This is a genomic window from Micromonospora sp. NPDC049900 (assembly GCF_044461025.1).
Lineage (GTDB): Bacteria > Actinomycetota > Actinomycetes > Mycobacteriales > Micromonosporaceae > Micromonospora.
Genome location: NZ_JBITKM010000003.1, coordinates 797428 through 813259, shown reverse-complemented (window position 1 = coordinate 813259; position 15832 = coordinate 797428). Strand labels below are relative to the sequence as shown.

Annotated in this window: 7 protein-coding genes and 2 pseudogenes; 4 read left to right on the top strand and 5 right to left on the bottom strand. The window is 73.8% G+C overall.

Features of this window, described 5'->3' with window-relative positions:
• A partial coding sequence (locus tag ACIBMZ_RS11695; protein WP_396692686.1) for an acyl-CoA dehydrogenase family protein occupies positions 1-776 on the bottom strand: 776 nt, incomplete at its 3' end.
• 252 nt (positions 777-1028) lie between these two features.
• Between ACIBMZ_RS11695 and ACIBMZ_RS11690 the strand changes: the two genes are divergently transcribed.
• The 3 genes and pseudogenes from ACIBMZ_RS11690 to ACIBMZ_RS11680 all read left to right on the top strand — a co-directional run.
• Complete coding sequence (locus ACIBMZ_RS11690) at positions 1029-2456, top strand: UDP-glucose dehydrogenase family protein (protein WP_396692684.1); 1428 nt, start codon at positions 1029-1031, stop codon at positions 2454-2456.
• Positions 2457-2735: 279 nt separating this feature from the next.
• Positions 2736-3026, top strand: a pseudogene (locus ACIBMZ_RS11685) (hypothetical protein); the annotation flags it as partial.
• Between the two features lie 300 nt (positions 3027-3326).
• A pseudogene (locus ACIBMZ_RS11680) lies at positions 3327-7976 on the top strand (SCO7613 C-terminal domain-containing membrane protein); the annotation flags it as partial.
• Positions 7977-8060: 84 nt separating this feature from the next.
• Here ACIBMZ_RS11680 and purE read toward each other — a convergent pair.
• The 3 genes from purE to ACIBMZ_RS11665 all read right to left on the bottom strand — a co-directional run bounded on the left by purE (position 8061) and on the right by ACIBMZ_RS11665 (position 11945).
• A complete protein-coding gene (purE, locus tag ACIBMZ_RS11675; protein WP_350695631.1) occupies positions 8061-8549 on the bottom strand; it encodes a 5-(carboxyamino)imidazole ribonucleotide mutase in 489 nt (162 codons plus the stop codon).
• Between the two features lie 125 nt (positions 8550-8674).
• A complete protein-coding gene (locus tag ACIBMZ_RS11670) occupies positions 8675-9856 on the bottom strand; it encodes a 5-(carboxyamino)imidazole ribonucleotide synthase (protein WP_396692682.1) in 1182 nt (393 codons plus the stop codon).
• Between the two features lie 49 nt (positions 9857-9905).
• Complete coding sequence (locus ACIBMZ_RS11665; protein WP_396692680.1) at positions 9906-11945, bottom strand: thioredoxin domain-containing protein; 2040 nt, start codon at positions 11943-11945, stop codon at positions 9906-9908.
• A gap of 134 nt (positions 11946-12079) precedes the next feature.
• Between ACIBMZ_RS11665 and ACIBMZ_RS11660 the strand changes: the two genes are divergently transcribed.
• Positions 12080-13123, top strand: a complete 1044-nt coding sequence (locus tag ACIBMZ_RS11660; RefSeq protein WP_396692678.1) for a phosphatidylinositol-specific phospholipase C domain-containing protein — start codon at positions 12080-12082, stop codon at positions 13121-13123.
• A 59-nt stretch (positions 13124-13182) separates the two neighbouring features.
• Here the strand turns inward: ACIBMZ_RS11660 and ACIBMZ_RS11655 are convergent, their stop codons facing one another.
• On the bottom strand, positions 13183-15723 hold the full coding sequence (locus ACIBMZ_RS11655) for a putative bifunctional diguanylate cyclase/phosphodiesterase (protein ID WP_396692676.1): 2541 nt from the start codon (positions 15721-15723) through the stop codon (positions 13183-13185).
• Positions 15724-15832 lie beyond the last annotated feature (109 nt).

The following is a 15832-nucleotide window of genomic DNA, read 5'->3' as shown; positions in this document are numbered from 1 at the left end:
ATCCCGAGCGCCTGCGCCGCGATGGTCACCCGCGTGTGATCCAGCGTCCGCATCGCCGTACCGAAACCGGTGCCCTCGCCGCCGATCATGCGGTCGGCCGGGATACGGACGTTGTCCAGGTACACCTCACGGGTGGGTGAGCCCTTGATACCGAGCTTCTTCTCCGGCGCACCGAAACTCACCCCCGGATCGGACTTCTCGACCACGAAGGCGGAGATGCCCCGGGAACGCGCCGTCGGGTCGGTCACGGCGAACACCGTGTAGTACTCGGACACCCCGGCGTTGGTGATCCACCGCTTCACGCCGTTGAGCACCCAGTGATCGCCGTCGCGGACCGCGCGGGTGGTCATCGACGCCGCGTCGCTGCCCGCCTCCGGCTCGGAGAGGCAGTACGAGAACATCGCCTCACCGGCGGCGACCGGCGTCAGGTAGCGGCGCTTGATCTCGTCGGAACCGGCCAGCAGCAGCGGCATGGTGCCGAGCTTGTTCACGGCCGGGATCAGCGACGACGAGGCGCAGGCCCGGGCGACCTCCTCGATCACGATCGCGGTCGCGAGGGCGTCGGCACCCGCACCGCCGTACTCCTCAGGGATGTGCGGGGCGTGGAAGTCGGCGGCCCGCAACGCGTCGTAGGAGGTCTTGGGGAACTCGCCGGTCTCATCGGCCTCGGCGGCGTGCGGTGCCACCTTCGCCGTGCAGACCTCACGGACGGCTTCCCGGATCGCCTCGTGCTCCTCGGGCAACCGATACACATCGAACGACTGCTCTGCGGGCATGCCGGCCCCTCCCCTTCACCGCTACTATGCGCAGTCTGTAGCGTCACCTGGACGGCCATCGCGCAGACTGAAGGATAGCCACCACCGTTCGGGTCATGTTACCGGCGCGTAGGCTGAGTCGTGACGGAGCATCGGCGCCGGTCGGCGATGATGGAGCACAGACAGCAGAATCACCCCCCTCCGGTGCCCCGCCAGGCGCCGCAGCGGACCGCGACGCGACCACGCGCCGCCAGTGCGAGCGGAGAGACAGGCGTGACCATCCCGTACCCGAACACCCAGCCGATGCCCGCCATCGCCTCGGTGACACCCCCCTCGGGTGCCTCCCGACCTCGGGTGACCTTCCTGGGCACTGGTTATCTCGGCGCGACCTACGCCATCTGTTACGCCGAGCTCGGCTACGAGGTGCTCGGATTCGACGTCGACGCCGACAAGATCGCCAAGCTGAACGCGGGGCAGGTGCCGATCCACGAGCCGGGCCTGGACGAGCTGCTCCGGCGCAACCTGGCCGCCGGGCGACTGCGGTTCAGCACCGACATCGCCGAGACCGCCGACTTCGGCGACGTGCACTTCATCTGCGTCGGCACCCCGCAGCGGGCCGACGGCATGGGCGCCGACCTGTCGTACGTCGAGGCGTCGGTCACCGGTCTGGCCCAGCACCTGACCCGCAAGGCCCTGATCGTGGGCAAGTCCACCGTTCCGGTCGGCACCGCCGAGTGGGTGGAGCAACTCGTGGGCAAGCACGCCTCCACCGACCTGGGGGTCGAGGTGGCGTGGAGCCCCGAGTTCCTCCAGGAGGGCTTCGCCGTCGACGACGTGCTCCGGCCCAACCGGATCGTCGTCGGCGTCAAGAGCGACTGGGCCAACGGCATGCTCTACGCCGCGCACAAGGGCGTCTTCGACCTGGCTGCCACCGAGGACCGCGAGGTGCCCCTGGTGGTCACCGACTTCGCCACCGCCGAGCTGGTCAAGGTCGCCGCGAACGCCTTCCTGGCCACCAAGATCTCCTTCATCAACGCGATGGCCGAGGTCTGCGAGGCCGCCGGGGGCGACGTCACCCAGCTCGCCAAGGCCATCGGGTACGACCCCCGCATCGGCAACCGCTTCCTCCAGTCCGGGCTCGGCTTCGGCGGCGCCTGCCTGCCGAAGGACATCCGCGCCTTCCAGGCCCGCGCGCAGGAACTGGGCGCCGGTGAGGCGCTGCGCTTCCTGCACGAGGTCGACCTGATCAACCTGCGTCGCCGGACCCGCGTGCTGCATCTCGCCGCCGACCTGCTCGGCCGCCGGTCCGGCCCGGCCGGTCCGGACCTGTCCGGCACCCGGATCGCCGTCCTCGGGGCGACCTTCAAACCCAACACCGACGACGTACGCGACGCGCCCGCGCTCGCCGTCGCCGCGCTGCTGCACAAGGCCGGTGCCGAGGTGCACGTCTTCGACCCGCAGGGGATGGAGAACGCCCGCCGGGCGGTGCCGGAGCTGACCTACGAGCCGGACGTCAACGCGGCGGTCACCGGTGCCGACCTGGTCTGCGTCCTCACCGAGTGGGCGGACTTCCGCAACGCCGACCCGAGCGCGCTCGGCGACCTGGTCAGCGGACGGCGCGTGGTGGATGCGCGCAACTGCCTCGACTCGGCACTGTGGACGCAGGCGGGGTGGGAGTATCGGGGGATGGGGCGGCCCTGATCTTTGGTTGCGCTGGGGGTTTTCCGGGGGAGCCCACCCGCTCCGGGCGGTCAGGCTTGATCCCTGCGCGGGTGGGCTCCCCCGGAAAACCTGACTGTCCACGGCCTGCGTGAGCCGGTCCATCCCCGGCGCGGGGTGAGATCGGGGGCCTTCGCTTTGCCCGGCGGTCCGAGGTTGGTCGATCTTGGGGGTGTGTGACCCGCCGACAACGGTCGAATTCCTGGGCCGCATTCGGCATGCTGCGACAGTGGGAATCCACACTGCGGGTGGAGGGGTGTCGTGGCGACCTTTCAGTGCTCCTCGTGCGGCCAGGAGATCAAGCCGGCCGTCCGCTGCCCGCGCTGCGGTGCCCACCAGCCACAATGGGCCGAGCACCTGGCGGACATCGAGCGGTCCATCGCGGAGATGAAGGCCCGCGAGGCCGCCATCGCCAGTGAGCAACGGCAACTCGCATCCAAGATGCAGGCCGCGATCTTCCAGCGGGACATCCTCGCGCACGCCGGTAACTCGGGTGACGAACGTCTCAAGCAGTCCGGCCGGTCGCGCCGCGTGCTCCGCCGGAGGCCGCCGCGCACCTCCCCCGGTGACGGCACCACCGCCACCACCCCCACGACCGACCGCACCACCCCACCGCCGCGACGGCAGCCCGCCGACGATGCCACCGGACCGAGGCGTACGCCGCCGGGTGACGGTGCCACCTCGACGGCCCGGATGCCGCCGGGCGACGACGCCCCCGGACCGATCCGCGTCTCCGACGACTCCCCCGGGGCGACGCGCGCGCCGTCCGGGGACGGTGCCACCCGGTCGACGCGGACGCCGGTCGGTGACGGCGGCACCTCGACGGCCCGCAAGCAACCCGTCGACGGCCGGCGCAGGCCACCGGGCGACGGCGACACCCGGTCGGCGAACGGCCCGGTCGGCGGTGACGCGCCGCCACGGGTGCCCCGACAGGGGGCCGCCGCCTTCGGGGCGGGCGACCCGCCACCGGACGCGCCGGTCTGGCTGGACGCCGACGACCCGGAGCACCCGCCGGAAGCCTCCTCGCGCGAGGTGCAGAACATCCCGCTCGGGCTCGGCGCGCTGCTGCTCGGGGTGGCCGCGGTGGTCTTCGCGGTGGTGGCGACCAGCTCGATGGACGCGTTGTCCCGGCTCGGCATCCTGCTGCTCGCCACCGTGCTCATGCTGCTCGCGCCGCCGGTGCTGGTCCGGCGTGGACTGACCTCCACCGCCGAGACCATCGCCGCGGTGGGCCTGCTCCTGGTGCCGCTCTCCGGGTACGCACTCTGGACCGTCGACGCGATCGGTGCCGGCGGCGCCTCCGGCGCGGTCTTCGCCGGAGTGATCTTCGCGGTCACGGCCGCCGTCTCCGTCGGGTACGCCGGATGGACGCGACTGCGTGCGCCCCGCTTCGCGACCGTCCTGGCCGCGCAGCCGGTGGTGCCGCTGCTGGCGTACGACCGGATCAGCGGACCGGTCGGCTGGGCGCTGGTGCTGACCGTGGTGGCCCTGCTCGACCTCTGGCTGGCCCGCTCCCCGGTCACCGTGGAGCAGTCGCCCGCCGACGCGCCGACCTCGGCCCCGCCCGGCGGCCGGATGAACCCGCCCCGCCAACGGCAGGGAGAGGGGCGGCCCGAGGGAGCGCCGGAGGAGGCCGGTGAGCTGCTGGACCCGACCGGCAGCGGGCGTACCGTCGCGCCGAGCCGACCGGTACCCGGGCTGCGGGAGCTGACCTGGGTCCTGCACGGCGTCGCGGTCGCGGTCGCCCTCGCGTACGCGGTGACCGCCCTGGTGCGGGCCACCGCCGTGCCGGGCGCCACCGTGGCCGGCCTGGTGCTGCTGTTGGCCGCCACCGTCTGCCTGGCCGGGACGCTGGTGCTGCGACGACCGCCGCTGCCCGACGTCGGCGCGGGTGTGCTCACCCTGGCCGTCATCGGCGCGCTCGGCCGGATCGCCTCGGTGGCCCTGCCGGGCCGCGCCCTGCTGCTGATCGCGGCCGTCATCACGGTGACCGGTCTGGCCGTCCGGGCGGTGCCGGAGTCCGCCCGTCGCGGTCCGCAGCTCGCCTCCGCGATCGCGTTGACGGTCACCGGGGTGCTGGTCGCGGGCAGCGCCCTCCGGGCCGGGCTCGCCCCCGTCCAGGCCGCCCTGCCCGCCTGGGCGGCGGACCTGGACCGGTACCCGGCCGAACTGGCCGGCGCGGTGGGACCGGCCGCCTGGCAGCTCGCCACCAGTGCCTTCCTGTTGACCGTGGCCGCCGTGCTGGCCCTGCCGGCGGAGATCCGACGCGAGTTCGCGGTGACCGGTGCCGCGTTGACCGCGCTCGCCGTACCCGCGTCCTTCGGGCTGTCCTGGGCGTTGGCACCCTGGCCGATGGTGCTGACCGCGATCGGGATCGGGGCGGTCGGGCTGTCCGCCCGTACCCCCCGGGCCGCCCTGGCGCACGCGATCGCCGCCACCGGCGTCGGTCTGGCCGGTGCCGGGGCGGCCCTGGCCCGACCGGCGTCGACCGCCGCCGTGCTGCTCGCCCTCGTGTTGGCTGGCATCCTGATCGCCGCCGCGCCCCGGATCCGGCTCGCTCCGGCGACGGCCGACACCGTCTCCGCCTGGGCGGCCGGAGGTGCCGCCTTCGCCCTGCCCGGGGCGGTCGCCGCGTTCGTCGCGGCGACCCTGCCCACCGACCCGATCCTCACCCCCGCCGCGCTGCGGGAGGTGACCGTTCCGGTGCTGGCGGCCAGCTTCCTCGCCGTCTGCGTCACCCTCGGCTACGCGGCCATCGTGCAGGTGTCCCAGCGCCACCTCCCGACGCCGCTGTCGGTGGGTACCGGCCTCGGCGCGTTGGCGGTCGCCGCCGCCGGCTTCGGCGCGCCGGGGGCCACCGTGGCCGACGCCTGGGTAAGTGCGCTGCTGCTGGTCTCCGCCGTGCTGCTCTTCCTGGCCCCGTCGATCGACAGCGGCCGGCGCGCCGACGCCGCCCTGGACGGCTCCGACCTGGCCGCCGCCGCGGTCACCGCAGCGCTGGTCGCCACCCTGCTGCGGATCGGCACGGTGCTGGCACCGGGTGGGCAGCTCGCGGTCGCCGCCGCCCTGGTCCTGGTGGTCTCGGTGGCCGCGCGGGCGATGCCCGAGCAGTGGCGGCGCGGACCGGTGCTCGGCCTCGCCGTCGGTGGGGTGCTGATCGGCCTGCTCGCCGGGTGGATGGCGCTGCGCGGCGGGGTGGGCGTGCTGGCCACCCCCGGGCCGATCTGGAACGGCGACCTCACCGGTTGGCCCGCCGCACCGACCGGCGGTACGACGTGGCAGGGGCCGATCGCGCTGCTGCTGCTCGCGCTGGCCGCCGGCATCCTGCTGCCGCCGCCCTGGCGCTACGACGTCTCCAACGCCGCGGTGGTGCTCGCCACGATCGGTGCGGCCGCCGCGTTCCACCTGAGCTGGTGGTCACCGGTGGTGATCGGTGCGATGGTCGCCGCCGTCCTCGGCATGGCGGCGGTCGCCTCCGTCGATCCCCGGGCCGGGCTGTCCCGGATCACCGCCGCCGGGGTGGTAGCGCTGCACGCCACCGGCGCCGGTCTGGTCCGGCCGTGGACGACCGCGCTGGCTCTGGCCAGCGTGGTGCTGATCGGTGCGGTGGTGGCGATGCTCGCCCGGTCGATGGCGGAGCCGCTGGTCGACGACGTCCACGTCGAGGGGATGCCGCCGCACCTGGCACAGATCGGCGGTGCCGGCACCGGTGCCGCGCTGCTCGCGTTGCCCGGTGCCACCGCCGCCCTGGCCGTGGAGTTCGGGCACCCGCCCGAGGTGGTGCTGACCGCCGGCCTGGCCGCGTCGAGCCTCGGCCTGGCCGCGATCGCCGCGGTCCGCCGCCAGGTCCCGCAGTACCTGCCCTGGGCGAGCGCCGGGGTGGTCGGCGGGGCGAGCGTGACCGCGTTGGCCGCCGTGCCCGTGCACCTGCCGATCGGCGTGTACGCCGCCGCCGCGGCCCTGCTCGGGGTGCTCGCCGAACTGGTCCGGGGGGCCACCGAACCACCCGTCGGTGCGGCACAGCCGGTTCGCCGGTGGACGGTCCTGCTGGACGGTGCCCTGCGTCGGCTGCCCGACGACGGCAGACGGCGTCGGTGGCGGGTCAGCCCCGCCGCCGGGGCACTGGCCGCCGCCACCCTGCCGGTCGTCCTGGCGCTGGTCTCGATCGCCCCGGCGCTGCTGGCCGCACTCGTCGACCCGCACCGCACGCTGAGCCGGATCTGGCAGGGGCCGCCACCGGAGCTGCTGAACCCGCCGCCGGCTGCGGTGAACCCCACTCACGTGCTCACCGCGCTGCTGCTCACCGTGACCGCGGCCCTGGCCGCCACCGGGTTCAGCGGCGGTCGGCGTTCCCGGGCGGTGCCGGTGGTGCTGCCCGGTGCCGCGGTGACCCTGCTGATCACCCCGGTCGCGCTCGGCAGCGGCTGGCCGTCGAGCACCCTCTCGGCGTTGGCCGTGTTCGCCATCTCGATGCTGGGGCTGGCGCTGACCCCGCCGCCCCCGATCGAGGAGCGGGCCCGGTCGATCCGGCTGGCCCGGGTCCTGGTCTTCGTGATCGGGCTGGCCGCCGGTGGGGCGGGTCTCGCCGGCAGCCTCGCCACCCGGGAACTGACCCTGTTCACCCTCGCGGGCGGGGTCGCGGTCGGGGTGGTCGCCGCCCTGTACGGCACCACGTCCCGGGCGCGCATCCTCGGCTGGCTGTTCGCCTCGCTGAAGGCACAGCTCCTGGTGCTCACCGCCGGACTGGTGGCGGGGCTCGCCCCGGTCTGGTCGGCGTTCGGCGTACTCGCGGTCGGCGCGGCCCTACAGGTCTTCGCCGCGACGCTGCCCCGGTTCCGGCGACCCGAGGCACGGCGCGAGGCGTCGACGGTGGAGTGGAGCGGGTACGCCGCCGCGCTGATCGCGCTGGCACTGGCCTTCGACTCGCCCCGGCACATCGCCGCCCTGCTGGCCGCCTGGGGTGCGGTCCTCGGGCTCGCCGCCACCCGGCCCGGTCGACGACCGATGGAGCGCCGCATCCTGTTCTGGGGCGTGGTGGTCTGCGAGATCACCGCCTGGTGGATCCTGATGTGGGTCGCCGACGTGGCGCTGCCCGAGGCGTACACGCTGCCGTTCGCGGCGTTGGCGCTGCTGGTCGGCGTGCTGGAGTTGCGGCAGCGGGCCGACCTGAGCAGTTGGGTCGCGTACGGCCCGGCGCTGGTCGCCGCGTTCGTGCCCACCCTGGCGATCGTGCTGGCCACCGACTCCAGCACGCTGCGGCAGGTGCTGCTCCTGCTCGGCGCGGTGGCGGTGCTGGTCTTCGGCTCGATGACCCGTCAGCAGGCACCGGTGATCGTCGGCGCGGTGGTCACCGCCATCGCCGCCGTGCACGCCCTGTTCAGCCTCGGGCCGTGGCTGGTGCTGATCCCGGTCGGTCTCCTGCTGCTCGTGCTCGGCGCCAGCAACGAACGCCGCCGTCGCGCCCAGGAACGCCTCCAGACGGCGCTGCGCGGCATGCGGTGAGCCGCTCTGACGGAATGTGTTAGGAGGGGTCCCCTGCTATGCACCAGGCGTTAGCAGGGGACCCTCCTTTCACGCTGCACGCTCCTACAGCGAGGCGCGCAGGGCCGCGTCCTTCTCGGCGACGAGCTGCTCCAGGTCCGCCTGGTAGGCCGACATCCGGTCGACGAGTGCCGGTTCACCGATGCCCAGGATGCGTACGGCGAGCAGCCCGGCGTTGCGCGCGTTGCCGATCGACACCGTGGCCACCGGCACCCCGGCCGGCATCTGCACGATCGACAGCAGCGAGTCCAGGCCGTCGAGGTGCTTCAACGGCACCGGCACGCCGATCACCGGCAACGGCGTGACCGAGGCGATCATGCCCGGCAGGTGGGCGGCGCCACCGGCACCCGCGATGATCACCTTCATGCCCCGCCCAGCGGCGGCCCGACCGTAGTCGATCATCTTCACCGGGGTGCGGTGGGCCGAGACCACCTCGACCTCGTACGGCACCTCGAACTCGGCGAGCACGTCGGCAGCCGCCTTCATGGTCGGCCAGTCCGAGTCGCTACCCATGATCACACCGACCGTGCTCACGTTGCTCTCCCTCTCGTTCACGAACTGCGGGGTCCGCACGGTCACTCCACGGCGTCGCGGAGCCGGCAACGGACGCCCGTACGGTCACTTCGCGGCGGCGCGCTCCCGGCGGACGGCCGGTACGGTCACTCCGCGCCGTCCCGGAGCCAACGGGCCGCGCGGGCGGCCCGGGCGCGCACCTCGTCCAGGTCCTCGCCGAGCACCGTGACGTGCCCGATCTTGCGGCCGGGACGGACCTGCTTGCCGTACAGGTGCACCCGGGCGGTCGGCTCGGCGGCGAAGAGATGGTGCAACCGCTCGTCGATGGACATCCCGCCGGGCTCGCCACCGAGCACGTTCGCCATCACGACCACCGGCGCGGTCAGCGCGGTGTCGCCCATCGGGTAGTCGAGCACCGCCCGCAGGTGCTGCTCGAACTGCGACGTCCGGGCACCCTCGATGGTCCAGTGCCCGGAGTTGTGCGGGCGCATCGCCAGCTCGTTGACCACGACGCGGCTGCCGCCCGGGGCCGCCGGGTCGGCCACCTCGAACAGCTCCACCGCGAGCAGGCCGACCACGCCGAGCGCGGTGGCCAGGTCGATGGCGAGCTGCTGGGCGGAGACCGCCAGTTCCTCGGCGAGGTCGGGCGCCGGTGCCAGCACCTCGACACAGATGCCGTCCCGCTGCACCGTCTCCACCACCGGATAGACCGCGACCTGCCCGAACGGCGAGCGGGCCACCTGCACCGCCAACTCCCGGCGCAGCGCCACCCGCTCCTCGACGATGAGCGTGGTCCCGCCGTCGAGCAGCGTCCGCACCAGGTCGTCGGCGACGGCGGCGTCGGCCACCGGCCACACGCCTCGGCCGTCGTACCCGCCCCGGGCCGCCTTGAGCATCACCGGCCAGCCCACCTCGTCGCCGAAGGCCACCACGTCGGCCGGGGCGGCGACGGGTCGCCACGCCGGATTGGGCGCGCCGAGCCTGCCGAGCCGCTCCCGCATGACCTGCTTGTCCTGGGCGTGCACGAGCGCGTCGGCGGGCGGGAACAGCTTCACCCCCTCACCGGTGAGGGTGCGGATGTGCTCGGTGGGCACGTGCTCGTGGTCGAAGGTGACCACGTCGCAGCTCTTGGCGAACGTCCGCAACGCGGCCAGGTCGGTGTGGTCGCCGTACTGCACGTCGGCGGCGACCAGCGCCGCGCCGTCGTCCGGGGTGAGGGCGAGCACGCGCAGCGACTGACCGAGGGCGATCGCGGCCTGGTGGGTCATTCGGGCCAACTGGCCGCCACCCACCATGCCGACAACAGGCAGACCGGTACGGGAATCCATAGCGGCGCCAGCCTATCCGGGCCGATCGGGGTGCCGGTCGGCGGAGGTGTCAGCGCAGTTGCGCCACCAGGTCGTCGACGCCGCTCACCGGCCGTTGGCAGACGAAACCCCGGCAGACGTACGCGGCGGGCGCCCCGTCGAGCAGCGGCCGACCGGCCAGCAGCGGCACCCCCGGCTGGTCGGGCTGCCCGGCGACGATCACCGCACCGGGCGGGGCGTGCCGGTACGCCGCCGCGACCAGCGGATCGTTCGCCGGGTCGCCGGTGACCACCGCGATCTCGACCGGGCCGGCGAGCAGCGCCTCGCCCACGGTGGCCGCGTACCCGGTGAACCGGGCGTGCCGCCCGACGATCGGCGCGACGGTGGCCAGCGCCGCCTCGGCCGCCTCCCGGTACCGGTTCTCCCCGGTCAGCGCCGCGTAGCTGACCAGGGCGGCGGCGATGGCGGAGCGGCCGGAGGGGGTGGCGTTGTCGGTCGGGTCGGCAGGCCGGGCCACCAGTCGTTCCGCGTCGTCGGCGGTGTCGTAGAACGCCCCGTCGGGGGCGGCGAAGTGCGTCAGGGCGGCGTCGAGCAGTTCACCGGCCAGGTCCAGCCACCGTCCCTCACCGGTGACCTGATGCATGGCGCAGAACGCCTCGGCCACGCAGCCGTAGTCCTCCAGCACGCCGGCCGGCTCCCCCACCCGGCCGTCCCGGGAGGCGCGGCGCAGCCGCCCGTCCACCACGTGCACCCGGGCCAGGTGCTCGGCGGTCTGGCGCATCGCGCCGTCGGCGACGATGGCGACCCCGTCGAGCAGGTTCGCCTCGCCCTCGGTGCCGATCCGGCCGGCGGTCTCGACCAGCCGGACGAACTCGGCGAGCGCGGTGACGGCCAGCCCGTTCCAGGCGGCCACCACCTTGTCGTCGCGGGCCGGCTGGGGACGGGTATCGCGGACGGCCAGCAGCCGGCGGACGACGTCCTGCCAGCGGGCGCGGACCTCCGGGGCGGCGTCGTCGACGTCCCGGGCCAGCCGCAGCACGCTCATTCCCTTCTCGAAGGTGCCGGATTCGACGACCGTGAAGAGGTCGGCGGCCCAGCGGCCGTCCTCTTCACCGAGCGCCTCGACGAGCTGGGCCGGGGTCCAGGCGTACGTGAGCCCCTCGACGCCCTCGGTGTCCGCGTCCAGCGCCGAGGCGAAGCCCTGGCCGGGGCGGTGCAGCTCGTCGGCGAGGAACCGGGCGACGTCCCGGGCCACCCGCAGCGCCAGCGCGTCCCCGGTGAGCCGCCAGAGCTGCGTGTAGACCCGCAGCAGCAGCGCGTTGTCGTAGAGCATCTTCTCGAAGTGCGGCACGGTCCAGTGCTCGTCCACCGCGTACCGGGCGAAGCCACCGGCGAGCTGGTCGTGGATGCCGCCCCGGGCCATCGCCTCGCAGGTGTGCCGGACGATCTCCAGGCTCCGCGCCGAGCCGGTGCGCTGGTGGTGCCGCAGCAGGAAGAGCAGGTTCATGTGCGGCGGGAACTTGGGGGCGCCGCCGAAGCCACCGTGCCTCTCGTCGTACTCGTCGGCCAGTTGGTCGGCGGCGGCGTCGAGCAGGTCGGCGGTGAGCGGGGCGGTGGGCCCGCCGACGGCCTGGGCCCCGCCGATCGCCTCCACCACCGCGGCGCCCTGACGCAGTACGGCGTCGCGCTGGTCCCGCCAGGCGGTGCCGATCGACTCCAGCAGCCGGACGAAGTTCGCCCGGGGGAAGTACGTCCCGCAGAAGAACGGGGTGCCGTCCGGGGTGGCGAAGACCGTCATCGGCCAGCCGCCCTGGCCGGTCATCGCCTGGGTGGCGGTCATGTAGACGGCGTCGACGTCGGGCCGCTCCTCGCGGTCCACCTTGATCGACACAAAGCCCTCGTTGAGCAGCTTGCCGACACCCGCGTCCTCGAACGATTCGTGCGCCATGACGTGACACCAGTGACACGCGGAGTAACCGACCGAGATGAGCACCGGCACGTCACGGCGCTTGGCCTCGGCGAACGCCTCCTCGCACCAGGGCCACCAGTCGACCGGATTGTCCGCGTGCTGGAGGAGGTACGGGCTGGTGGCATCCGCGAGTCGGTTCACCCGACGACCATATCCAGCCGGGCGACCGGCCGCCGGTCGGACGCCGTGCGCCGGACGGCCTTCCGCCGTTCACGTCGGTCCATTTAGATCTGTGCATATTCCCGGCGACCCGCCGGGTGACGAGGAGGTACCCCATGCGCAGATCCCGGTTCCGGTCCGCCCTCGCAGCCGGTGTGGCCCTGTCGGCCCTCGCCGCCGGAGTCCTGGTGGCGGCGTCACCGGCCGCCGCCGTCGACCCGGACGCCCGGATCTCGGCCACCACCGGCGTCGGCACGCACAACGCGTACGAGAAGGCGACCTACGCCTATCTGGCGCAGTCCCTGGACGCACGCCCCGGACTGATCGAGTTGGACGTCTGGCCGGACATCCTCACCCGGCAGTGGCGGGTCAGCCACTCCAACCCGCTCGGCAACGACAACAACTGCGTGGCCGCCACCAGCGCGAGCCAGCTCTACTCCGGCACCCGCAACCGCAACCTGGAGCACTGCCTGGACAACATCCGACTCTGGCTGACCGCGCACCCGGACGCCGGGCCGCTGCTGCTCAAGATCGAGCTGAAGACCGGCTTCAGCGCCCGTACCGGCCAGGGGCCGACCCAGCTCGACGCGGTCCTCGCCGCCCGGCTCGGCGACCGTCTGTTCAGCCCGGCCGACCTGCGGGGCGGCCATCCCTCACTGGACGCCGCCGCGCGTGCCGACGCCTGGCCGACCCGACGGCAGCTCGCCGGAAAGGTGATCGTCTACCTGATCCCGGGCACGGTCGAGCACGGCAACCCGACCGACGTGCTCCGCACCGACGTGGAGTACGCCCGACACCTCGTCGCGCTGGCCGCAGCGGGCACGCTGAGCAGCGCGAAGGCGTTCCCGGCCGTACACCGGGCACGGGCCGGTGACCCCCGCAGCCAGTACGCCGAGACGGCGTTGCGTCCGTGGTTCGTCGTCTTCGACGGCGACGCCACCGCGTACGTCACCGGGTCCATCGACACCGCCTGGTACTCGGCCAACCACTACCTGCTGGTGATGACCGACGCGCACCAGGTCCCGCCCGCGATCGGCAACACCGATCCGGACGCCGCCCTGGCCCGCCTCACCGCGCTGGCCGCCCGGCACGCCACCATCGCCTCCGCCGACTGGGCTGCGATCCCCCAGGTGGTCGCCCGGACCCTCCCCCGCGCCTGACCGGCCCGTGCCGCCGCCCGTCCGTCCTCCGTCCAGAGAGGCGGACGGGCGGGTCGCGGTCAGGAGGCGCCGTCGGCGCGCAGCGGCAGGACGTTGGTGGGGCTCTGGCGGGACAGCGAGCCGAGCACGGCACCGATCTTGTCGGCGGGCATCGGCTTGAAGAAGTGGTAGCCCTGGGCGGCGGTGCAGCCCAGCTCGGCCAGGGCCGACCGCTGGGCGGCGGTCTCCACGCCCTCGGCCACCACCCGCAGCCCCAGCTCGTGGGCCAGCCCGACGGTGCTGCGGACGATCGCCGCCGCCTCCGGCGAGTCGACCATCCGGAGCACGAACGACCGGTCCACCTTCAACTCGTCGACCGGGATCCGGGTCAAGAAGGCCAGGGAGGAGAAGCCGGTGCCGAAGTCGTCGACGGCCAACTGCACACCCATCGACCGCAGCGCGCTGAGCACCTGGTCGATGACCTCCAACTCGCTCATCACCACGGTCTCGGTGATCTCCAGGACCAGCCGGTCGGCCGGGACCTGGTGCCGGCGCAACGCGTCGGCGATCTCCCCCGGCAGGCGGTGGTCGAGCAGGCTGCGGGCGGAGAGGTTGACCGAGATCGGGATGTCCAGGCCCTCCCGGGCCCAGCCGGCCGCCACCCCGAGCGCCTTGTCCAGCACGTAGCGGGTGAAGGGGCCCAACTGCTCGCTGTTCTCCACCGGCCGGATGAAGTCGGCCGGACCCAACCAGCCCCGGCGCGGGTGCCGCCAGCGGATCAGCGCCTCCACCCCGGTCGGCGCGCCGGTCGCCAGGTCCACGGCCGGCTGCAACACCAGCACGAGCTGATCGTCGGCCAGCAACGCCTCACGCAGCTCGGCGAGCAGCGCGAGCTGGTCGGTGCTGGCCGCGTCCCGGGAGCCGTCGTACGCCGCCACGCTGCCACCACCGGACTTGGCCTGGTACATCGCGATGTCGGCCCGGCGCATCAGCTCGGTGAGGTCGGCGGTGCCGGCCGACGCCACCACCACGCCGACGGACACCTCGACGGACATCCGTACCCCGGCCACCTCGGTCGGCGCGGCCAGCCGCTCGGTGATCTCCCGGGCCTGGCGCAGCGCGTACGCCATCGGGGCGGTGCGGTCGCCGAGCACCGGGACCGAGGTCAGCAGCAGCGCGAACTCGTCGCCGCCGAGCCGGGCGAGCAGGTCGCCGGAGCGGGTCAGGGTGCCCAGCCGGTTGGCGGTCAACCGCAGGAGCTGGTCGCCCGCGGCGTGCCCGAGCGTGTCGTTGACCTCTTTGAACTGGTTGATGTCGAGCAGCAGCAGGGCCACCGGATGGTCGTGTCCGAGTCGCCGCAACGCCTGGTCGCCCTGGCCGAGCATGGCCGTCCGGTTGGCCAGCCCGGTCAGCGGGTCGTGCACCGCCTCGTAGGAGGAACGCGCGGTGACCAACCGCAGCTCCCGGTGGGTCGCCGCGTCGTGCAGGGCGGCGGACAGCGCCTCGGCGAAGGCGTCCAGCGCGTGCCGTTCCCGGCCGGTGGGTCCAGCCGTGCGGGGCAGCCGGACCCGTAGCCGACCGACCCGGTGCTCGCCGATGGAGAGGTCACGGAGCAGTTCGTCGGGCCCGGGTCCGTCGTCGCCGGGTGGCGCGACCTCCCGGTCGATCACCTGACCGCTGGGATCGCCCCGGTAGCGGCGCCATCGACCGTCGCCCCGGGCCACCTCCACGTCCACGAGCTCCGCCTCGAACACGGTGAGCACGCCGGTCACCCCGGCGGTCGCCACGCCGCGCTCGTCGAGCTGGTTGAGCGCCGCCGTCGCCTCCGCGAACGCCCGCCAGGTCCGCCGTTCGCGTTCGTCGCGCAGCCGCTGCCGATAGGTCTGGTGGAGCAGCCACAGCGGTACGGGCAGCAATACCAGCCACCGCGGATCGAACTCGATCAGGGCCACCACGAGCAGGCCGGCCACCACGTTGCCGACGAACATCAGCAGTTTGCCCCGCAGCGCGGCCAGCAGTGGGCGCCCGATCGGCATGTCGTGCCGCAGCGCCAACGTGACCCCGCCCAGCCACGCACCGGCCAGCAGGTAGGTGAGGGCACCGGCGGCGGCGGCGAGCGCGAGCGCCGGGGTCGGAGTGGCCAGCAGCGGCTCGCCCAACGAGGTGGTGACCGACACCGCCAGGGCGACGGCAGCGGTCTGCGACGCGGCGATGCGGACGACGTCCCAGGTGGACCTGCCCTCGTCCACCACGGTCAGGATCGTCCAGGCCAGCATCATGCCGATCAGGGCCGCGCCGGGCAGCCATCCGGGCGGTACCAGATAGAGGCAGACGATGAGCGCGGCCTCGGCCCAGGTGATGGAGACCACCCCGGCCGCGGCCCGGAACCGCAGCCGGGCCAACTGGGACAGTGCGAAGAGGGCGATCGCGATGCCGAAGCGGGTCAGCCCGCCGTAGGGCCCGAACGGGTCGTCGGCCGGCAGCCCGACCGGCACGCTCCACCCCACCACGGCGGCGACCACTGCGGTGAGGACGACGGCGGCCGTCAGCAGGTGCACCCGGATCGGGGTGCGACGGCCCTCGGGCCGATCGAGCGGATGACCGGCCCTGCCGGAGGTCACCGACCCACTCCCGTCCGGCGGGAACAGGGCGCACGGAGGGCGGAAACGACTGCGATGGTCATCGGCGCCCCCTCCCGCGCACGGCATGAGGACGTCGGGTCCTCCCGGC